This is a genomic window from Gordonia hirsuta DSM 44140 = NBRC 16056 (assembly GCF_000333015.1).
GTDB lineage: Bacteria > Actinomycetota > Actinomycetes > Mycobacteriales > Mycobacteriaceae > Gordonia > Gordonia hirsuta.
On record NZ_BANT01000004.1, the window covers coordinates 139,284 to 155,673 of the forward strand.

The window sequence follows — 16,390 nt, forward strand, 5'->3', positions numbered from 1 at the left end:
CCCGGCGCCGGGGCCCGGTGCCGTCGACGGTCACGGTGGAACGACGACCCCCTGTCAGGACGGTTCACGCAACACGCTGAAGTGCCGCACCGTACCGGAAACGCCCGGTAGCTCCTGGGGTTCAGACCAGGTCTTCATTCCGTCGGCGCTGTCGGAGTAGAGGTACTTACCGCTCTTGTAGGCGTCGAAGTACAGGCGCCAGTGGCCGTTGGGCAGCGCAGTCACGGAAGGACCTTCCACCAACTCTCCCCAGGGCCCCGGTTCGACGAACGTGTACGGTCCACGCAGCGCCGGAGCGGTCGCGTGTTCGAGTACTTTCTTGGTCTCGTTCTTGACGAAGGCGTGATAGGTGGCGCCGACTTTGACCACCGTGGTGTCGATGCGGTCGGCGCCCAGCCCCTGCAGCGGGATCGGCACGCTCCAGTTCCGCAGCGACGAGTCCCGCGCCGTCAGCAGGTAGGGAACGAAACCGCCACCGGTCGACATAGACATGATGAGGTGGGTTCTGCCTCCGTCGACGACGAACTCGGGCGCCCAGGCTTTGGTGGTGAACGGCGAGAGCGACGGCCCGTCCTGCCACCCCGCAGACCCGGTGATGCCCAGCGGGTTCACCGGTCCCGTGCCGTCACCGGTGCCGGGCAGCAGTGCGCAGCACAGCGGTGTGGGGTGATTACCGAGGAACTCCCAGGTGAGACGGTCGGTGCTGCGGGCGAAGCCGATGTTCGCACCGTCGGCGGTGGTGTAGGTGACGTAGTACTGGCCGTCGGTGTGCCTGAGGAGGCTGGCGTCGCGGACGTAGCCGGCCGGCGGCCGATACGCCGCGCGTTTGAGCAGTCGGAACACCGTGCCGTCGCTGGACTCGTAGACGTCCATATCGCGCGCGCTGGCATTGCTGAACGCCACCATCGTGTACCGCCACTCGGCCGGAGCGTCAGCGGCGGCGACGGCCGGCCGGGACACTGCCCCGCCGACCAGCATCGCCACCACGGCGACCAGAACCACTCTGCCTCGATGACCCCGTTTCACCCCACCAGTATCAACAGAATCACCTGACACAGCGGAATAGGTGGCGGCAAACCGCGTCGAAACCGTGACCAACCCGCGGTCCCCGGCTACTCGGCCACCGCACCCGGCACTAGGGTTGCTGCATGACCACCAGGCCGTATCGTCCGCCCGGGGACGTTCTCGTCGTCTCGGCCACCCGCGCGGAGGCCGCTCACGTCCCCGACGGGACACAGCTGCTGATCGCCGGTCTGGGAAAGGTCCGGTCGGCGACCGCGCTGACCCGCCACCTGGCGGCGATGCCCGGTCGCTACCGGCGCGTGGTGAACATCGGCACCGCCGGAGCGCTGCACGACCATCACGCGGGCCTGTACGTCCCCTCGCGGGCCGTCGAACACGATCTATCGGCGACCGCCCTGGCCGCGCTCGGCTACCCCACCCCCGACAGCTGGGACATCCCGGCCGGCGACGGTTCGGTGCTGGCCACCGGCGACACCTTCGTCAGCGATCCTGCCGCTCGTGAGCGACTGTCCCGGCGGGCAGATCTGGTCGATATGGAAGGCGCCGCCCTGGTGCACGTCTGCACCGAATTCCAGCTGCCCATCCGGTTGGTGAAGGTGGTCAGCGACAACGCCGACGATGCGGCGATGGATTGGCCCAGTGCGATCGACGCAGCCGCCCGCGACCTGCGTGACTGGCTCACCGCGACAGACTTCGGCCGCGAACCGGGCCCGCGTTAGCGGCAACGGCCAGGTCCGGTTCGACACGGGCGCCGCGTTGTGAGTACATGACGGGGTGAACACCTCTGCCTCTGCCGCCCAGCCCGCGGCAGGCCCTCCGGCCCGGGAGATCACGGCTCCGCTGCTGCTGGCACTGGCGCTGCTGTCGGCGGTCGCCCCGTTCGCCATCGACCTCTATCTCCCGGCCTTCCCGGAGATGACCACCGAGCTGGACACCTCCGCCACGGCGGTACAGCTGACCCTGACGGCCTTCCTGCTCGGCGTGATGCTCGGGCAACTGGTCTTCGGGCCGTTATCAGACCGCTTCGGCCGGGTGCCGCCGTTGCTGGCCGGTGCCGTGCTCTGCGTCGGCGCCGGAGCGGTAGCCGTGTTCGCCCCGAACATCACGATCCTGGTGGCCGCACGTTTCGCACAGGGCCTCGGCGGCGCGGCAGGCATGGTGATCGGCCGGGCGATCATCGCCGACCTGGCCTCCGGCAAGGGCGCTGCCCGAGCCTTCAGCCTCATGATGATCGTCGGCGGTATCGCCCCGGTCATCGCACCGACGGTCGGCGGCTTCCTCGTCGACCCCCTCGGCTGGCGCGGATTGCTGGCCGTGGTGCTGGCGATCTCTGTCCTCATGCTGATCACGGTGATCGGCGTGATCCGCGAGACCCACCCACCGGAGGCCCGCGGCGCTCGCGTCGGCCGGCCGCAGTCTGATTCGGTCTGGCGCACCCTGGGCAATGTGACGTTTCTCGGCTACAGCGGAACGTTCGGATTCGCCTTCGCCACGATGATGGCCTACATCGCCGCTTCGCCCTTCGTCTATCAGGACATGATCGGCCTCAGCAGCAGCGGCTACGGTCTGGCGTTCGGCGCCAACGCGCTGGCGCTGACCGCGGTCAGTGCCCTGGCCGCCCGGCTGGTCTCCTCGCACGCGGTCGAGCATCTGGTCGGCATCGGGCTGGGGATAGTCGGTACCGCAACAGCGGCCTTTGCCGTCCTGGTGTTCGTCGCCGCGCCGGCGTGGACCCTGGCACTGCCGTTACTGGTCGTCCTCGGCGGCCTGGGACTGATCTTCGGCAATGCCACGGCCCTGGCGATGTCGGCGGTCGACGCGCATGCCGGTGGGGCGTCGGCGTTGCTGGGCGCGTTGCAGTTCGGACTGGCCGCACTCGTCTCCCCACTGGTCAGCATCAACGGCGAGGACACCGCCGGTCCACTGGCCGCGGTGATGCTCTCCACGATGGCCATCGCCGCTGGGGCCTTCGCGCTGGCCCGCCGCAGCGACCTCAGGCCCGGCGGCGGCAGTGCCCGGGAGATCGCGGTTCCGCTCCCGGACTGAGCCGCTGTCCGGTCTCCGGGAGCGGCGCCTCACTCAGGCTGCGCCGAGTGACGAAGCGGTGCGGCGCGCCCGTGAGCGGGTCGGCGAAGGCCAGCTCGCATGCCAACAGTTGCAGCGGGAGTTCGTAGTCGTCGGGCGCCTCCGGCAGCAATGTGGGGTACAGGCGGTCGCCGAGGATGGGGGCGCCGACCGCCGCCAGATGCACCCGCAACTGGTGCATACGTCCGGTGTGCGGATGCAGCCGTGTCTGCACCACGCGGCGCCCCGATGCCGCAGTGCCCGAGGCGAGCACGTCGATCGTCGTCTCCGCCTCGCGCGCGTTCGGGCCGTCGACGATCGCCCGCAACTGGCCGCGGCGAGACTCGATCCGGTTGCGGTAGACCACGGGCACCGGCCGACCGGCCAGTTCGGGTGACTGCCGATTCCAGTCGGCCGGCTCGGCGGAGACCGCCTGATACACCTTGTCGACCCGGCGCTGAGCGAACAAGGACTGGTAGGCCCCGCGCGTCTGGGGCCGGGCCGAGAACATCACCAGTCCGGCCGTGGCGCGGTCCAGGCGGTGGATCGGCGTCAGGTCTGGGTTGTCCAGCCGAATCCGCAAGCGGACCAGAGCCGATTCACGCAGATACCGTCCGCCCGGGGTGGTGGACAGAAAGTGCGGCTTGTCGACGACCACCAGATCGTCGTCCCGGTAGAGGATCTCCTCGGTCACCGGGATCGGCTCCTCCGCGGGCAGTTCGCGGTAGTACCAGACACAGCGGTGCTCCCCCAGCGGCGTCGAGCGATCGATCAGCCGACCGTCGTCGCCGACGATCTCACCATCGTCGACTCGGCGATACAGGTCCTGCGGATCCAGGTGCGCGAATCGCTCCACGACGAACTGCGCGATCGTCGGCCACGGACCGGACAGCGGCACGCGCAGCCGGGTGGGCCCGACGCCGTCCCGCACCGGCAGCGGCGGGCTCATCGGCGGCCCGGCGGATCGTAAGACGGCACGGCTTCCCTCCTGACGGCGGCGACTCCTGACAGCGGTGAGTGGATGCATTCTCTCACCGCCGGCCTCCAGCTCCGGCCCCCGTGGCCGGGCACCGCTGAACCGGCACCTGACACAACCGTCACGCACAACCGTCACGGATGTGGGTAGCTGTCGCCGAATTCACCGATCAGTGACACCTGTGCACACCCGTGACGGTTGTGCGTGACGTTTCTGCCCGCGGAGACCTCGACGGCCACCTGACGGGTCTCCGATCCGGAGACTCAGCGCCTGCAGCACCGAGTTCGTCCGACCCGGGCCACCCGACCAGATAGAAGAACCCTTCCATCAATACCCCTGTAGGTATATAGTCGGACATACCCCACGGGGTATTTTGGTCGAGTGATTCACCCCGGGTCCCGTAGTCAAGGAGTCCTCATGGCGACAACGGTCATCCTCGGAGCCGGCGTCAGCGGCCACGCGGCCGCGCAGCATCTGTCCCGCAAGCTCAAACGCACCGGCCACCAGGTCGTGATGATCTCGCCCAACAGCGAGTGGAACTGGATTCCGTCCAACATCTGGGTGGGCACCGGCGCGATGCCCGGCCGCAAGGTGGTCTTCGATCTGGCTCCGGTGTACCGGAAGATGAAGGTCACCTTCCACCAGGGACGCGCCACGCAGATCCATCCCGAGGGCGACGGCACGGGCAGACCCTTCGTCATATTCGAGCGCACCGATCCCGGCCACGAGGGAGAGCTCGGCCAGGTCGAATACGACTATCTGATCAACGCGACCGGTCCGCAGCTGACCTTCGACAAGACCCCGGGACTGGGGCCCGACGGCGGCCACTCGCTGTCGGTGTGCACCCGCGAACACGCCGAGGAGGCGGCCGGCGCGCTGCGCACGCTGATCGAGGAGATGCGGGTCACCGGCCGCCGCGCCACCCTGGTGGTCGGGATGGGGCACGGACAGTGCACCTGCGAGGGCGCGGCGTTCGAGTACGTCTACAACGTCGATCACGAGCTCCGCAAAGCCGGCGTCCGCAGCCAGGCCCAGCTGGTGTATCTGACGAACGAGGCGGAGCTGGGCGACTTCGGCGTCGGCGGCATGACCTTCTCCGAACGCGGCTTCCTCACCGATTCGCGAATGTGGACCGAGTCGCTGTTCCGGGAACGACAGGTCGAGGCGATCGTCGGCGCCGGTGTACAGCGCGTCGAGCCCGGCCGCGTGGTCTACGAGAGCCTCGACGGCACCATGCACGAGCTGGAGTTCGACTTCGCCATGCTGCTGCCCCCGTTCACCGGGGTGCCGCTGCAGGCGATCGGCGCGGGCGGCCGGGATCTGAACGACGAGCTGTTCGCACCCAACGGGATGATGAAGGTCGACGCCCGCTACGGCGTCACCGATCCGGGCCAGTGGTCGCCGCAGGACTGGCCCGAGACTTACCAGTCGCCGTCGTACGACAACATCTGGGCCGTCGGCATCGCCTTCGCGCCGCCGCACGCGATCTCCACCGGACACGTGACCCCGAACGGCACGGTCATCGCCCCGGCTCCCCCGCGCACGGGTATGCCCTCGGGGGTGATGGGCAGGGAGGTGGCGCTCACGATCGCCGACCGGATCCTCCATCCGGAGAAGGCCGTCGAACGGCACGCCTCGATGGCCCGGATGGGCGCGGCCTGCGTGGCTTCCACCGGCGTCGGACTCAAGGGCGGATCGGCGGCCTCCATGCTGATGCATCCGATCGTCCCGGACTTCAGCACCTACCCAGAGACCGGTCGCAGCCCGGCCACCACCGGTGAGATCGGACTGGCCGGGCACTGGGTCAAGCTGCTGCTGCACTACCTGTTCCTGTGGAAGGCCCGTCACCGGCCGTTCTGGTACCTGATCCCCGAATGACACGAAAGGAGATCGCGATGACTGTCCCCGATCCCACGGATGCGGCCTCGGTCGAGGTCGCCGCGCGTATCGCACGCGCCCCGCTGCCCACCGCGAAGACACTGCGCAAACGGCAGGCGATTCCGACGCAGCTCTTCAAGGCCGCGCAGTTCAGCGCGCGCATCATGAAGGTGGTCCTCTCCGGGCACTGACCGACCGGAACCCTCCACTGGGGACAATGGACTCCATGGACGATCTGCTCATCCCACCGGGTCCCGGCGCGCCGCGCGGTCTGCGCATTCCGGCGGCCGAGCTGGTCGAGCAGTTCTCGCGGTCCTCCGGCCCCGGCGGGCAGGGCGTCAACACCACCGATTCCCGGGTGCAACTCAGCATCGATCTGGCCGCGACGACAGCGCTCGACGAGACGCAGCGCCGCCGCGTGCTGACGAACTTGGCCGCCCGGCTCGACGGCACCGTCCTGACGATCACTGCGTCGGAGGAGCGTGCGCAGCGGCGCAACCGGTCGGCGGCGCGGCGGCGCCTGGCCGAGTTGCTGCGAGAGGCCCTCGCCCCGGCGGTACGCCGGCGGCCGACGCGTCCGACGGCCGGTTCCCGGCGGCGACGGCGCGAGGCCAAGGTCCGGCGCAGCGCCGTCAAGAGAGACCGGCGCAGGCCCGGCGACGACGATTAGCGCCACGAGGTCAGCCGCCGAGTGGTCAGTCGTCGAACGCGGCCTTCATGCAGCGCATCGCAGCCAGCGTCTTGGGCACCCCGATGTAGGGCATCAGGTGCACAAAGCATTCGGCGACCTGTTCCTTGGTCATCCCGGCGACCTCGACGGCGGTCTTGATATGGCCGGTCAATTGCGGTTCGGTACCGCCCATCGCCGCCAGCGCCGCCATGTTGAGCATCTGCCGGTCGGCCAGCTCGAGCCCTTCCCGCTGATAGGTGCCGCCGAACACCGCGCCGACCACCCAGTCCGAGGCGCCGGGAGCGAACTCGTCGAGTTGGCGTTTCCAGGCCGCAGCCCCTTCCGGAGACTGTGTCTGGGCGATGAACTCCTCGCCCTTGTCCATGCTCAGGTCCATCGGAGTCACCCCTTGAGGACGTAGCGCAGGATTTCCACGACCTGGTCGGTGGTGGTGCACCAGGCCTGGGCCTGGGCGTCGACCTCCTTGAGCGGATGGACGATGTCGTCGTCGTGCAGCGTCACATACGGCTTGCCCAGGGCGGCGCAGTAGCCGGCGTCGAAGGCGGCGTTCCACTGCTTGTACTTGTCACCGAAGCGCACCACCACCAGATCGGCTTGCTCAATCAGGGTGCGCGTGCGGATGGCGTTGACCTTGGCGGACTGGTGGTCCCGCCAGAACCCGCTGCCGGTCTCGGCCAGGTGGTCGCCGGCGGCGTCGCTGGCGGGATGATCGGTCACCGGGGCGGTGAAGACCACGTCCAGTCCTGCGGCCTGTGCGCCGCGCGCGATCTCCTCACGCCAATCGGTGTGGATCTCACCGGACAGGTAGACAGAAAAACTCATCACTGAATCCCTTGCACTCGGGGTGGCAGATTCGGTCTGCGCGTTCTGTTTCGACACCATCCTAGTGACCCGGCGGACACGAGCCGATCACCGATCGAACCGCAGCCCGCCCGAGCGGGAAGGTCCGCTAGGACTGAGACGCTGCGGTGAACACCGTCTTCGCGACACCCCCGCCAGGCGCTGTCGCGACCAGTTCGAAGGTGCCGTCGACGAGGGAGCCGCGCAGCGCCAGACCGGCAACGGATGTGCCCGGAGCGGCCTCCCACAAGGTCGTGCCGTCGCGGCTGATCAGCCGGAGAGAGCCTCCGTCAGCGACCAGGGTTCCGGGCAGACTCGCCGGCGCCTGAGCCAATGCCTCCCACAAGGCCTTCCCGTCCGCCCCGGACAGCACCGGTCCCCGCGCGGGATGGTTTGTCAGTGTCGCCGAACCGTCCAGTGCTTTCAACGATTCGCCCGGCAGCAAGCGTGTTCGCCCAAGCTCACCGACCCTGTCGGTGACTGCGCACTCACCAACAAGGCTCTGTCCGATCAGGGACCGGACGGTACCGGCGTCCCACTCGTTGCCGCCCCATCCCTGCTCGGCCAGCAGGACCATGGTCTTCGTGAACGCCGCGATCGCCGTCATGTCACCGATGCCGATCGCGCCCGCCCAGGGCAGCCACGCGCCCGAGGCGTACGCAGAGGCATTCACGGTTCCCGCTTGCACCTGAGTCGCGGCGACGACCGCGACCCCCGCCTGCGTCGCCGCCCTCAGTGCCCGCGCGACAGCACCGTCCTCGGGGCTGTCCGGGGCCCCGGAGGGGAAGTTCCCCTCGCCGCAAGACTCCAGGACGATGCCCTTGGCACCCGCCGACACGAGGGCATCGACGATCTCGGCGATGAAGGCCGTCGAGCCGCTCGCTGCGAACGGAGCCGGAAACGCGGGAAGGGGCACGACGGGGGTGCCGCCGATGTGGTCGGCAATGTGGGACAGGCGCTCCTGTGCGCGAGTCCGGACGGCGGGATTGCTCAGCGCCACATCGTCGCTGACCGGCCCGGGCAACACCACCGGGGTGTCGAGTTCGAAGTTGATTCCCACCTGTGCCAGCGAAGCAAAGTTCGGCAACGAGAAAGCGTTGTCCTCGCTGGCGTTGGACTTGATGACCCGGGGCCCGCGGAAGATGTGGCCGCGGAAGGCGACGCCCACCTCCGGGATCTCCGCATGTGCGGCCGCGACGGCAGCGCACACGTTCTGGAACGCATCGGTGTTGTACCGCAGCGTCAACGGCGAATCCGGAGTTTCCTGATCGAACAGCGGAACTTGAGAACCCGTGATGATGACGGGCTTGTCCAGAGCGACCGTCGCGTTGCCGTACTTGCCGGTCTCGTGGCACGTCGATGGTGAACGACCCCACCTCGGACTCGATCGTCTTCGACGTCGTGCCATTACGCGCGTTGGGGCGCTTGACCGGCCCGTGTTCACCCTTCTCGTAGCCCAGGTGCCCTGACATCTCGGCCTGCAGGCCCCGTTCCAGCGAAGTCTTCAAAAGTGCCGGCAGCAGCCCATCGGAGCCGGTGATAGCGACCTCTCCGGAGTCGATCTTGGCGAACAACTCATCCAGCGCATCGCTGGCCTGAAGCTGGGCGACGAGCTCGTTGCCCGACGCCGGCGAAGCGTTCGTCTCTTCGGTCATAGTAATCAGTGTTGCGCGTCCTTTCAGAACGGCTTACACAGACAATCAAACACGCCCTCCAACGACGCGCTGACGTCGTGGAGATCTTCCCCAACGACGCGGCGTTCCTGCGGCTAGCGACCGCGGTCGTGATCGAGCAGCACGACGAATGGCAAGTCGGCCGCCGCTACCTGTCAGAGACCTCCATGAACGAGCTGCGGGCGGTGATCAAACAGAAGGAACACGCCGAAGCAGCGGCCCTCGTTGCAGCCGCCGGCACCACAACCGAATAACGTCAACAACGACTCACTCGTTGATCACTGACTCAAAGCTGATCCGAAGTCCACCACCCCAAGGGGGGCTATCGTACTCGGGCCACTTCGGCTCACCCATCGGCTCGTTTACTTCGGTACCCACCCAGACATTGAACCTGAACTCCACCGAATTCCAGCACGTATGACCATCTGCCATGACGTCACGTCGAAGCGCTACTCCACCAGAAGCAACGTCACGGGTGACATCTCAGCACGGCCGTGATGTCCGCGTGGCGGCGACTTCCCGGATCTCCTCGGGTGTGCGTACCCACGACCTGGAACCCCGCGCGCTCGAGCTCGCTCGCCATCTCATCAACAGGCCAGAAGTATGCGGTGGTGACAGCCTGGCCGAAGAGCTCGACACGGGAGCCCGCGAAGAAGCCAACAAACAACGAACCCCGGGGCGCCAGACATCGAGCGGACTCCGCCAGGAGCGTCTGCATGCGGTCAGGCGCGGTGTGGATCATCGAATACCGAGGACACGCCCTTCAAGACTTCCAGCCCAGGTAGCGATGCGCTCGCTGTCCACCGGGGACATCACCTCGATACTACCGAGCGCCGCGACGTACTCAGCGGACCGCGCAGAGTATGCGCGACAAACGCCCGAGACTTCGGATATCACGCGATCTTCAGCGGAGTGATCGCTGCGATCTGTTCACCCGCGAGGTCTTCGGCTCGGTCGAGCTCGTAGTGGCTCTGCAGGTTGATCCAGAACTCGGCCGACGTACCGAAGTACTTCGCAAGGCGCAACGCGGTGTCTGCAGTGATCCCCCGCTTGCCGTGCACGATCTCGTTGATCCGACGCGGCGGCACGCCGATCGACACCGCGAGTTTGTTCTGAGTGATCCCGAAGCCCTCGATGAAGTCCTCCATGAGGACCTCTCCCGGGTGGATCGGGGCGATCTTGTCAGTGATAGTCAACGATCTCCACCTCCTCCGGTCCGGCGTCCGTCCACACGAAACAGATCCGCCACTGGTCGTTGATCCGGATGCTGTGCTGCCCGGCCCGATCACCCTTGAGCGCTTCGAGCCGGTTTCCGGGAGGGATGCGGAGGTCCTCGATGGACTCCGCGGATCCCACCTGACGAAGCTTGCGCAGTGCGACCCGATGGGCCCTTGGATCGATCGACCGCACGCGCTCGCGACGCCACAGCCGTTCGGTCTCCTTGCTACCGAACGATCTGATCACGAGACCAGCATATAACGCGAAGCGTCAATAACGCTATACGTTAAATCGGAACTCGACATAACTCCCGCACGACGAATCCCGCGAAGCCGCCGGTCCGCACAGGCAGAGTCTCGACAAATCCACGCCGTGGGTATAGCGTCGGTCACGTACCGATAACCCACGGCGTGGATTTAATCGAGGAGTTGCGATGGGATTCCCACTGACCGATGTCGCCGACTTGCCGACGGTTGGCGACCGCGTTGAGAGCTTGACCGATCTGACTGAAGTCGAGGGCGGGCCAGGCGCGAAGCTCGCTACGGTCCGTTTGCAGGGACGTGCCTTCCGGCAGGAGTTCGCTGCATCGGGCACACCGGACAGGATCGATACCTGCGACCTGATCACGCTGCCCTACCCCACGCGGTTCGGACTCTTCCGCGCGTCCCGGGCCATTGCTCCGTTCCTGTCGATCACCAACCGAATGATCGTGATCCGCTGGACCGAGTCCGACGGCCGCAAGCGCGTACTCCTCTTCGAGCCCAGCGATCACGAGCTGGGCCGGTACACGCCGTACTTCGACACGCTGTCTGCTCGCACCCCCGACGTGATCGAGAACCGCATGGTGCGCCCCCATGGCACCGTCCTCGGCCACCTGACCGCCCTAGGGATCGCGCCGAACGAGGTCGACTACCTGATGTTCGACCACCTTCACACGCAGGACCTCCGCCGGTGGATCGGCACGTCGTCCTACCAGGCCGACCTCAACGAGCATCCTGAGGCCGCGTTCCCCAATGCCAAGGTGATCGTCCAGCGCGACGAACTCGCCGGCATGGCCGATCTTCACCCTCTGCAGAAGCCCTGGTACCAGCCTGACACCTTCCGCGACGTCCCGCCCGAGGCGTTCCTGCCTATCGACGGGTCAGTGATCCTCGGCCCCGGCGTCGCCGCGGTGAAGACACCCGGTCACGTCTTCGGCAATCAAAGCCTGGTCGTGAACACCTCCACCGGCATCTGGGTCAGCAGCGAGAACGTCATCGCCGCCGAAGCGCTCAAGCCCGAGCACTCCAAGCTCCCCGGATTGGCTCGCTGGAGTCGCGACTGGCAACAGGAGATCGTCCTCAACGCCAACACCATCGAGACGACCGCCGACCAGTACAACTCGATCATCCTCGAGAAGACGATCGCCGACCGCAGCCAGAAGGACTCGCGGTTCCTCCAGTTCTTCCCGTCGAGTGAGCTGACCGGCGCGTGGACCAACCCCGGCACCACCCCGACCTTCACCCACGGTGCCATCAGCCATACCGCCTAGACCGCGTCCCCGATCAACAGCCCCGAATGGATCAAGGAGTCCCAGTCATGACCGATCGCTTCCACCTGCCACCTGAAGACGTCCTCCGCGCCCGCGAGAAGCTCGTCCTGGATCACTTCCACGACGAGGTGATCCAGGACTGGGACGCGACCCTGTCGACGTTCCCGCACCCGCATTACGAGCTGATCGCGCAGATGGTCGTCCACGACGGTGATCAGGAAGTACGCGACTACTACAACGACACTCGTGTGGCGTTTCCCGATCAGGACCACGAGATCATCGCGTTCCGTCACAGCGTCGATGCAGTGATCGTCGAGTTCTGGCTGCTCGGAACCCAGAAGGGTTACCTCGGCAAGATCCCGCCGACCGGCAGTAAGCACCGCACCCGGATGACTGCGTACTTCGTCTTCGACGAGAACGAGAACCTGATCATCGAACGCATCTACTTCGACCAGCTCACCATCCTCAAGCAACTGGTCGGCGGCCTCGACAAGAGGAACCCGAAAGACCTGGCCAAACTCGCCGGAGTCCTCAAGGGCGCCCTGGCCATGGCCGGATCCGAACCCGACCCGCGCCTGATGAACACCACCCCGCCGGACCAGTCCCACTGAATCGCGAACATCTAGGAAACGACATGACCACCACCGTTGACACCCCGACCATGCGCGCCTTGATTGGCGGCAAAGGCGACGACTGGGCCCTGGAACAAGCACCACTTCCCGACCAGCTGGGAGCGCTGCGGATCCAGGTTCACGCCGCGGGGATGAACCGGGCTGACCTCTACGCGCTGGAAGGCTCGTACACCGCGAACTCGCAGGAGGAGGACGGCCCGTTCACCGCCGGGATGGAGATCGCCGGAATCGTTGAGCGCGGCAGCTTGCTCGCACCCGACCTGCCCGTCGGTACGCGAGTCATGGGCATCACCACTGGCGGCTTTGCCGACTACGCCCTGGGCCACCCGCGTCTGATGGTGCCGATCCCTGAGAACCTCTCGTTCGAGGAGGCCGCCACCCTGCCGGTCGGCCTGATCACCGAACACGACGCTCTGGTCACCCAGGCTGGGTTCACCGAACGCGAGACAGTCCTCATCGTCGGCGGCACCAGTTCGATCGGGATGGTCGGCATCCAACTCGCCAAAGCCCTCGGAGCGGGAAAGGTGATCGCCACGACCACCAGCACAGCCAAGCGCGGCGCACTCACCGACGCCGGCGCCGACGTCACGATCGACACCAGCAGCGAAGACCTCGTCGAGGCGGTACTCGCCGCCACCGACGGAGCGGGCGCCGATGTCGTCCTCGATCACGTCGGCGGCGAACAGTTCGGCTCACTGCCCAACGCGACCGCGATCGGCGGGCGAATCGTCAGCATCGGCCGCCTGGCCGGACCGGCCACGAACCTCGACCTCGACACCGTCGCCTTCCGCCGGCAGAAGCTGATCGGCACTACCTTCAGCATCCGAACGCGTGCCGAACTCGGCGAAGTGGTCGCCGCACTGTCCGATAGGGTCCTCCCGGCCGTCGCGGACGGCAAGATCACCCCGAGACTCGACAGTGTCTATCCGGTAGATCATGCGAGCGAAGCGGCGCAGAAGCTCCGCGAGAACGGTGCAATCGGCAAGATCGCGCTCTCGTTCGCCGACGCCCACACCGGCGCAGCGCCCGCGCCGGCGCCCGTCGCGAACTTCTTCGGCACCATCCGGCAGATCGGCTACGTCGTCCGCGACCTCGAAGCCTCGATGCAGGGCTTCATCAACGCCGGCATCGGACCCTGGTTCTACCTCAAAGGCGTCCGACCGGGTGACTTCACCTACCACGGTCAGCCGTCCGACATGGTCATGGACGTCGCAGTAGCCAACAGCGGCGACATCCAGATCGAGCTGATCACCCCGGTCAACGACGCCCCCTCGATGTACAAGGACTTCCTCGACGGCGGCCATGAAGGAGTCCAGCACATCGCCTACTGGGCCGAGGACTACCAGGGCCTCTACGACCGCGCACTGGCGGCCGGATTCACCGTCGGGCAGGAAGGCCGCATCGGCGGCGAAGACGGACGCTTCGCTTACCTGGCCACCGAACACCATCCCGGAACCGTCATCGAGATCAGCGACCTCGGCGGCAGCAAAGCGTTCATCTTCGGCCTGATCAAAATGGCCGCCGACAACTGGGACGGGTCCAACCCGATCCAGGAAATCGACGCCAACCTGATCGGCGGCGACCCGGAAGCCGCCGCCAAACTGATGGCCGAGTTCGGGTGAGCGGTATGAAGGTCCATCACCTCAACTACGGAACAATGCGCCCTCGGTTCACCCCGGACGGGCTGGTCTGTCACGTGCTCCTCATCGAGACACCGCGCGGCCTGGCCCTCGTCGACACCGGAATCGGTACAAGTTACGCCCGCGCACCCGGCAAGACGTTCGGCTCGGTGCGGCACTACGTACGGCCACTGTACGACGACGCAGAGACGGCCCTCGCTCAGGTCAAGGCACTCGGCTTCGACCCGCACGATATCCGCGACATCGTTGTCACCCATTTCGACGCCGACCACATCGGCGGCGTCGCCGACTTTCCGTGGGCCCGCATCCACCTGACCTCGGACGAGGCCGACGCGGCGCTGTCGCCGAAGACGCTCGTCGAAAAGGAGCGCTACCTGCCGGCGAACCATGAGCCGCTCCCAACTCTGGTCCGGCACAACCCTGCCGCCGGCGACCCCTGGCGCGGATTCGCGGCCGCCACCGAATTGACCGAGATCAACGAGGGGATCGTGCTGCTGGCCCTGCCCGGCCACAGTCGAGGCCACGCCGCCGTCGCGGTCGACGCCGGAACGCATTGGGTCCTCCATGTCGGCGACTCCTTCTACCACCACGGCCAGCTCGACGGCGGAAAGGCGCCCCTTGCGCTGACCGCGATGGAGCGGGTCATCGCTTACGACTGGCCCAAAGTGAGGGAGAACCATGCCCGCCTCGCCGAACTCTGGCGTGCTGCGGACCCCGACCTCCTCCTCGTCAACGCCCACGACCCGCAATTGCTCACCACCGCGCAGAACAGGAACACCCCATGAAAATCGCCATCCTCGGAGCCACCGGCAACCTCGGCTCCCACGCATTGACCGCAGCCGTCGACGCCGGTCATTCCGTCGTCACCTACGCCCGCCGCCCAGAGGCCGTCCAGCAGCGCGACGGCGTCACCGTGATCGACGGGGAACTCGATGACACCGCGGCCCTCACGGCAGCGGTCGCCGGTACCGACGCCCTCATCGTCAGCCTGACCGGACCGATGAAGGACAAGACCTTCACCCAGCGCACCCTGCCCGGCATCCTGACCGCCGCACGCGACGGCGGCGTCGGGCGAGTCGTGCTTGTATCGGCCTTCGGCGCCGGCGACACGGCAGCCAAGGCCTCCCCCTTTGCCCGCCTCATCTACCGCACCGCCCTCAAAGGCTTCTTCGACGACAAGGCCACCGCCGAACAATTGCTACCCGCGGCAGGCGTTTCGTACACGCTGGTCTACCCGGTCAACCTGAAGGAGGCGGCCGCCAGGGAGTCAGCGGCGATCGAGCCACTCGACCAGGTGTCGCGGGTACCCGGCCTACCCACTCTCCCATTCGCCAACGCCGGCCGCGCGCTGGTCACGATCGCGACCAACCCCGCAACCAAGGGGCAACGCCTCCTGGTAACCACCGCAACGGGCTGGAAGCCGGTCGGGCGGTGACAGGCGTGAAGCCTGATGTCATCCGGCGAACGATCGCCAACGTCGAATGAGTAGCAGGCGGAAGGCAGCCAGTCGATCCTCGTCCGGCGTCTAACCGAGGCCCGGCGCGCCGCCTTACGCCAGCGCTCGGCGCGCCACCGCGTCAAGCGTGAGATCAAGCGCGAACTCGAACTCCTTGTCGGCGTCGAATGTCGCCAGCTGTGGCGCCGCGGCGGCAACAGCGGGCAAACCGCTGGATTCCAGGGCCGCAGTACGCTCGGCGATCCCTGCGGCGTCGTCTGACCCGTGGGTCGGACCCGCGTTGACTTCCCGCAGCAAAGTGCCGATGAGCGCCGCAAGTACGACACGCAGGAGATGGACCGATTCCTCGGCATCAAAGCCCGCGTTCTGCAGGATGCTGAGAACAGCCTCGACAGGCGCCAGCCCTTCGAACGAGGCCAGTTGACGCGTCAGAACGAGTGAGGCCGCCTCAGGATGGGTGAGAGCTCGATCGCGGAACGCGTAGGCGATCGCCCTCAGATCTGCCACGAGATCCCCCGACTGCTCCGGAAGATCCAGTGCGCCGAGAAGTGCCTCCGCCACCGAATCCAGGAGACCTTCCTTGCCGTCGACGTGGTTGTACAGGCTCTTGGGGTCAACCCCGAGAACACGGCCCACTTCCCGCATGCTGACGCCGCTGACGCCGTCCGCGTCGATGACCTGAAGCGTGGCGCCGACGATCACGTCACGCGACAGGACAGACGCCCCTTTGGGCGGGCGGCCCCGACGGGCGCTCGAACCGTTCTTCAT

The 16,390-nt window shown here is 66.8% G+C and carries 18 protein-coding genes and 2 pseudogenes; 11 read left to right on the forward strand and 9 right to left on the reverse strand.

Annotated features, from left to right (window positions below):
* Window positions 1–54: 54 nt before the first annotated feature.
* A complete protein-coding gene (locus GOHSU_RS02175; RefSeq protein WP_051139512.1) occupies window positions 55–978 on the reverse strand; it encodes a glycoside hydrolase family protein in 924 nt (307 codons plus the stop codon).
* A 170-nt stretch (window positions 979–1,148) separates the two neighbouring features.
* Here GOHSU_RS02175 and GOHSU_RS02180 point away from each other — a divergent pair, with 170 nt between their 5' ends.
* Window positions 1,149–1,742, forward strand: coding sequence for a nucleosidase (locus GOHSU_RS02180; RefSeq protein ID WP_005936109.1), 594 nt, complete (start codon window positions 1,149–1,151; stop codon window positions 1,740–1,742).
* Between the two features lie 55 nt (window positions 1,743–1,797).
* Window positions 1,798–3,069 carry a multidrug effflux MFS transporter gene (locus GOHSU_RS02185; protein ID WP_005936112.1) on the forward strand — a complete coding sequence of 424 codons (1,272 nt, stop codon included), beginning with the start codon at window positions 1,798–1,800 and terminating at the stop codon, window positions 3,067–3,069.
* Here the strand turns inward: GOHSU_RS02185 and GOHSU_RS02190 are convergent.
* Window positions 3,017–4,036 carry a pseudouridine synthase gene (locus GOHSU_RS02190; protein ID WP_005936115.1) on the reverse strand — a complete coding sequence of 340 codons (1,020 nt, stop codon included), beginning with the start codon at window positions 4,034–4,036 and terminating at the stop codon, window positions 3,017–3,019. The two genes, GOHSU_RS02185 and GOHSU_RS02190, sit on opposite strands and share 53 nt — an antisense overlap.
* A 444-nt stretch (window positions 4,037–4,480) precedes the next feature.
* On the opposite strand from GOHSU_RS02190, the gene GOHSU_RS02195 reads away from it, so the two are divergent.
* From GOHSU_RS02195 to arfB, 3 genes are read left to right on the forward strand one after another with little or no spacing between them, the layout of a single operon-like run.
* Window positions 4,481–5,941, forward strand: a complete 1,461-nt coding sequence (locus GOHSU_RS02195; protein ID WP_005936118.1) for an NAD(P)/FAD-dependent oxidoreductase — start codon at window positions 4,481–4,483, stop codon at window positions 5,939–5,941.
* Between the two features lie 17 nt (window positions 5,942–5,958).
* A complete protein-coding gene (locus GOHSU_RS16975; protein WP_005936122.1) occupies window positions 5,959–6,132 on the forward strand; it encodes a hypothetical protein in 174 nt (57 codons plus the stop codon).
* A gap of 35 nt (window positions 6,133–6,167) precedes the next feature.
* Window positions 6,168–6,611, forward strand: coding sequence for an alternative ribosome rescue aminoacyl-tRNA hydrolase ArfB (gene arfB / locus GOHSU_RS02205; protein ID WP_005936125.1), 444 nt, complete (start codon window positions 6,168–6,170; stop codon window positions 6,609–6,611).
* A gap of 25 nt (window positions 6,612–6,636) precedes the next feature.
* On the opposite strand, the gene GOHSU_RS02210 is transcribed toward arfB, so the two are convergent.
* From GOHSU_RS02210 to GOHSU_RS16450, 4 genes and pseudogenes are all read right to left on the reverse strand, one after another.
* Window positions 6,637–7,008, reverse strand: a complete 372-nt coding sequence (locus tag GOHSU_RS02210; RefSeq protein ID WP_005936128.1) for a carboxymuconolactone decarboxylase family protein — start codon at window positions 7,006–7,008, stop codon at window positions 6,637–6,639.
* A 5-nt stretch (window positions 7,009–7,013) separates the two neighbouring features.
* Window positions 7,014–7,454, reverse strand: coding sequence for a YtoQ family protein (locus tag GOHSU_RS02215; RefSeq protein ID WP_005936131.1), 441 nt, complete (start codon window positions 7,452–7,454; stop codon window positions 7,014–7,016).
* A gap of 127 nt (window positions 7,455–7,581) precedes the next feature.
* Entirely contained in the window at window positions 7,582–8,880 is a 1,299-nt protein-coding gene (locus tag GOHSU_RS02220; protein ID WP_081597694.1) for an asparaginase domain-containing protein, read from the reverse strand.
* A pseudogene (locus tag GOHSU_RS16450) lies at window positions 8,813–9,127 on the reverse strand (transposase); the annotation flags it as partial. The pseudogene GOHSU_RS16450 and the gene GOHSU_RS02220, both read right to left, overlap by 68 nt.
* Before the next feature lie 26 nt (window positions 9,128–9,153).
* Here GOHSU_RS16450 and GOHSU_RS02225 point away from each other — a divergent pair.
* Window positions 9,154–9,399 (forward strand): annotated as a pseudogene (locus GOHSU_RS02225) (transposase); the annotation flags it as partial.
* A 639-nt stretch (window positions 9,400–10,038) separates the two neighbouring features.
* Here the strand turns inward: GOHSU_RS02225 and GOHSU_RS02235 are convergent.
* Together GOHSU_RS02235 and GOHSU_RS02240 are read right to left on the reverse strand one after the other, a co-directional pair.
* Window positions 10,039–10,293 carry a HigA family addiction module antitoxin gene (locus tag GOHSU_RS02235; protein ID WP_245551668.1) on the reverse strand — a complete coding sequence of 85 codons (255 nt, stop codon included), beginning with the start codon at window positions 10,291–10,293 and terminating at the stop codon, window positions 10,039–10,041.
* Between the two features lie 34 nt (window positions 10,294–10,327).
* Window positions 10,328–10,609 (reverse strand): type II toxin-antitoxin system RelE/ParE family toxin, encoded by a 282-nt coding sequence (locus tag GOHSU_RS02240; RefSeq protein WP_005936145.1) that lies wholly within the window; start codon window positions 10,607–10,609, stop codon window positions 10,328–10,330.
* Window positions 10,610–10,796: 187 nt separating this feature from the next.
* Here GOHSU_RS02240 and GOHSU_RS02245 point away from each other — a divergent pair, with 187 nt between their 5' ends.
* From GOHSU_RS02245 to GOHSU_RS02270, 5 genes are read left to right on the forward strand one after another with little or no spacing between them, the layout of a single operon-like run.
* Entirely contained in the window at window positions 10,797–11,894 is a 1,098-nt protein-coding gene (locus GOHSU_RS02245; protein ID WP_005936148.1) for an MBL fold metallo-hydrolase, read from the forward strand.
* A 47-nt stretch (window positions 11,895–11,941) separates the two neighbouring features.
* A complete protein-coding gene (locus GOHSU_RS02250; protein WP_005936152.1) occupies window positions 11,942–12,505 on the forward strand; it encodes an ester cyclase in 564 nt (187 codons plus the stop codon).
* Between the two features lie 23 nt (window positions 12,506–12,528).
* The gene (locus GOHSU_RS16455; protein WP_005936156.1) at window positions 12,529–14,148 is read left to right on the forward strand and encodes a zinc-binding dehydrogenase; all 1,620 of its coding nucleotides are present in this window, start codon (window positions 12,529–12,531) and stop codon (window positions 14,146–14,148) included.
* Window positions 14,149–14,153: 5 nt separating this feature from the next.
* Entirely contained in the window at window positions 14,154–14,951 is a 798-nt protein-coding gene (locus tag GOHSU_RS02265; protein WP_024332727.1) for an MBL fold metallo-hydrolase, read from the forward strand.
* On the forward strand, window positions 14,948–15,601 hold the full coding sequence (locus tag GOHSU_RS02270; RefSeq protein WP_005936163.1) for an NAD(P)-dependent oxidoreductase: 654 nt from the start codon (window positions 14,948–14,950) through the stop codon (window positions 15,599–15,601). Before GOHSU_RS02265 ends, GOHSU_RS02270 begins: the two co-directional genes overlap by 4 nt.
* Window positions 15,602–15,715: 114 nt before the next feature.
* Here the strand turns inward: GOHSU_RS02270 and GOHSU_RS02275 are convergent, their stop codons facing one another.
* Entirely contained in the window at window positions 15,716–16,390 is a 675-nt protein-coding gene (locus GOHSU_RS02275) for a TetR/AcrR family transcriptional regulator (RefSeq protein WP_005936166.1), read from the reverse strand.

What these genes read in the sequence shown, in the direction of transcription:
- GOHSU_RS02175 (WP_051139512.1), bottom strand. Translation starts at nt 978, where the DNA reads ATGCTGGTCGGCGGGGCAGTGTCCCGGCCGGCCGTCGCCGCCGCTGAC.
- GOHSU_RS02180 (WP_005936109.1), top strand. Translation starts at nt 1,149, where the DNA reads ATGACCACCAGGCCGTATCGTCCGCCCGGGGACGTTCTCGTCGTCTCG.
- GOHSU_RS02190 (WP_005936115.1), bottom strand. Translation starts at nt 4,036, where the DNA reads ATGAGCCCGCCGCTGCCGGTGCGGGACGGCGTCGGGCCCACCCGGCTG.
- GOHSU_RS02195 (WP_005936118.1), top strand. Translation starts at nt 4,481, where the DNA reads ATGGCGACAACGGTCATCCTCGGAGCCGGCGTCAGCGGCCACGCGGCC.
- GOHSU_RS16975 (WP_005936122.1), top strand. Translation starts at nt 5,959, where the DNA reads ATGACTGTCCCCGATCCCACGGATGCGGCCTCGGTCGAGGTCGCCGCG.
- arfB (WP_005936125.1), top strand. Translation starts at nt 6,168, where the DNA reads ATGGACGATCTGCTCATCCCACCGGGTCCCGGCGCGCCGCGCGGTCTG.
- GOHSU_RS02210 (WP_005936128.1), bottom strand. Translation starts at nt 7,008, where the DNA reads ATGGACCTGAGCATGGACAAGGGCGAGGAGTTCATCGCCCAGACACAG.
- GOHSU_RS02215 (WP_005936131.1), bottom strand. Translation starts at nt 7,454, where the DNA reads ATGAGTTTTTCTGTCTACCTGTCCGGTGAGATCCACACCGATTGGCGT.
- GOHSU_RS02220 (WP_081597694.1), bottom strand. Translation starts at nt 8,880, where the DNA reads ATGGCACGACGTCGAAGACGATCGAGTCCGAGGTGGGGTCGTTCACCA.
- GOHSU_RS02235 (WP_245551668.1), bottom strand. Translation starts at nt 10,293, where the DNA reads ATGGAGGACTTCATCGAGGGCTTCGGGATCACTCAGAACAAACTCGCG.
- GOHSU_RS02245 (WP_005936148.1), top strand. Translation starts at nt 10,797, where the DNA reads ATGGGATTCCCACTGACCGATGTCGCCGACTTGCCGACGGTTGGCGAC.
- GOHSU_RS02250 (WP_005936152.1), top strand. Translation starts at nt 11,942, where the DNA reads ATGACCGATCGCTTCCACCTGCCACCTGAAGACGTCCTCCGCGCCCGC.
- GOHSU_RS16455 (WP_005936156.1), top strand. Translation starts at nt 12,529, where the DNA reads ATGACCACCACCGTTGACACCCCGACCATGCGCGCCTTGATTGGCGGC.
- GOHSU_RS02265 (WP_024332727.1), top strand. Translation starts at nt 14,154, where the DNA reads ATGAAGGTCCATCACCTCAACTACGGAACAATGCGCCCTCGGTTCACC.
- GOHSU_RS02270 (WP_005936163.1), top strand. Translation starts at nt 14,948, where the DNA reads ATGAAAATCGCCATCCTCGGAGCCACCGGCAACCTCGGCTCCCACGCA.
- GOHSU_RS02275 (WP_005936166.1), bottom strand. Translation starts at nt 16,390, where the DNA reads ATGAAGAACGGTTCGAGCGCCCGTCGGGGCCGCCCGCCCAAAGGGGCG.